1 protein-coding gene and 1 pseudogene are annotated in these 2,479 nt (G+C 61.9%); both read right to left on the bottom strand.

Annotated features, from left to right (window positions below):
* Positions 1–2: 2 nt before the first annotated feature.
* Positions 3–866, bottom strand: coding sequence for an IS21-like element helper ATPase IstB (gene istB, locus BM190_RS39345; protein WP_092263415.1), 864 nt, complete (start codon positions 864–866; stop codon positions 3–5).
* An 8-nt stretch (positions 867–874) separates the two neighbouring features.
* Positions 875–2,365, bottom strand: a pseudogene (gene istA / locus BM190_RS39340) (IS21 family transposase); the annotation flags it as partial.
* Positions 2,366–2,479: the final 114 nt, after the last annotated feature.

Below are 2,479 nucleotides of genomic sequence, written 5' to 3'. Positions count from 1 at the left end.
TGTCAATCGGCTTGCAAATTTGACCCCTCATCGGCGTCCAATTTTGACCCCTTCGTGCGGCGAGCTTTGCTGGTAGCGCTCGTCTCGTCGGAGCTGGCCGGGATAGCGGAGGCGAGACGAGCGCGGGTGGCGTGATCGTCGTCTCGGCTCTTGAACCGCCAGCTATCGTTGCCGGTCTCGACGATGTCGCAGTGATGGGTCAATCGGTCGAGCAGCGCGGTGGTCATTTTGGCGTCGCCGAACACGCTCGGCCATTCGCCGAAGGCGAGATTGGTGGTCACGATGACGGAGGCGCGCTCATAGAGCCGGCTGACGAGGTGGAAGAGAAGCTGGCCACCGGACTGGGCGAAGGGCAAATAGCCGAGTTCATCCAGCACGATGAAGTCCATCCGGGTCAGATGCTCGGCGAGCCGTCCTTGCCGTCCGTTGCGGGTTTCGGTCTCGAGGCGATTGACGAGGTCGACTACGTTGAAGAAGCGGCCGCGGGCACCGGATCGGATGCAGCTTCTGGCGATGGCAATGGCCAGGTGGGTTTTGCCCGTGCCGGTGCCACCAACCAGCACGACGTTGCGTTGTTGGGCGATGAAGCCGCCGCCGGCGAGATCATTGACGAGAGTCTGATTGATCGGCGTGCCGTCGAACTGGAAGTCGGCGATGTCCTTGGCAAGCGGCAACTTGGCAATGGTGAGCTGGTATTTGATCGACCTGGCTTGCTTCTCGTTGATCTCGGCGTTGAGCAGGTCGCCGACAATGCGCTGAGGTTCGTGCTGGCGCTTGACGGCAGTTGCCATGATCTCGTCGAAGGCAGCCTTCATGCCGTAGAGCTTGAGTTCGCCCATGAGGTCGAAGATTTGTGTTCGTTCCATCAGATGGTCCTCCGGAGGTTGTCGTAGCGGGCACAATCGGCGATCGGTGCATGGCGGAGCGTCAGTGCGGCCGGCGTCATGATGTTGGCTGGTGGGGCGGGTTCACGTTGACGGGCCAGGATATTGAGCACGACATCGGCGGAATGGACGCCGTGACTAAGCGCTTCGGCACAGGCCGCTTCCACCGCAGGCAGACCGTCAGTCAGCACCGCGTTGAGGATGTCGACCATCTGCCGATTGCCATCGTCGGTGCTGGCAAGCTTGCGCCGGATCCGCTCGATCGCGGCCGGCAGCACCCAGTCTTTGAAGGGAGCGCCGTTGCGCAAGGCGCCGGGTTTGCGGGCGAGCACCGGCACATAATGCCAGGGGTCGTAGACGGTATCGCCGCGGCCAAAGGATCGCGGGTGCTCGGCAACGATGCGTCCATCCTGACGGATCACGATGCGGTCGGCATAGGCTTGAACCTCGACCGGTCGTCCGACTGCGCTGGCTGCGACCGAGTACTTGTTGTTGTCGAAGCGCACCAGGCAGGTCTTCGAGACCGATGCCGTCACCGCATGGAAGCCGTCGAAGCGGCCGGCATAGGGAACGAGTTTGGGGCGTTCGGCTTCGAACACTTCCCAGATCGTCTGATCGATCAGCTCCGGATGGCGATGAGCCTTGGCGTAGGCGATACATTTGTCGAGCAGCCAGGCGTTTAACTCGTCGAGGTTTTTGAACCGTAGCCGCGGCGTGAAGAAGCGCTCGCGGACCAGCCCGACCTGATTCTCGACCTGCCCCTTCTCCCAGCCCGACGCCGGCGTGCAGGCGACCGGATCGACCAGATAGTGGCTGCACATCTGCAGGAAGCGGCGATTGTAGAGACGTCCTTTGCCGACGAAGATCGTCTCTACGGCGGTCTTCATGTTGTCGTAGATGCCGCGGGTGCACGTGCCTTTGAACAGGGCGAACGCCCGGTCGTGGGCGTCGAACACCATCTCCTGCGTCTCCCGCGGATAGGCTCGCACGAACAGCATACGGCTGTGACAGAGCCGGACATGGGCGGCCTTCACCATCACCGTGGTGCCGCTCAGCAAGACCACCTCGTGGCTCCAGTCGAACTGGTAGGCTTCGCCGGGGGCAAAGCTCAGCGGGACATAAGCGGCCGCGGTCGATTGCCCGCGTTCTTTACTCCACCGCCTAGCGTAACGCCGCACCGCATCGTAACCGCCGTCGTAGCCGCGGCCGCGCAGCTCTTCGAAGATCCGAATCAACGTCAGTTGTTCACGAGCCGATTTGGCCGCGTTCGCCGCCAGCAATCCGTCAAGCTCTACTGCCCATCGTCCCAGCTTTGGCCGCGGCTGCACCTGCCGCTCATACTCGAAGGAGGTCTCTCCCGACCTTAGAACCTTGCGGACCGTGTTCCGTGACACCTTCAGGTCACGGGCGATCTCCTTGATCGTCTTGCCCTTGATGAAGTGCTCGCGCCGAATCCGCGCAATCGTCTCCACGACCAGCATCCTCCACCACCTGCTTTGTTACGAAGCAGGCAGCGCAACAGACCAACCTGTAGGGGGTCAATTTTGGACGCCGATCCCCCGGCTTAGGGGGTCAATATTGCAGGCCGAATGACA

The organism is Bradyrhizobium sp. Rc3b (assembly GCF_900114915.1).
Taxonomy (GTDB): Bacteria; Pseudomonadota; Alphaproteobacteria; order Rhizobiales; family Xanthobacteraceae; genus Bradyrhizobium.
This window is presented reverse-complemented; position numbering and strand designations above follow the sequence as displayed.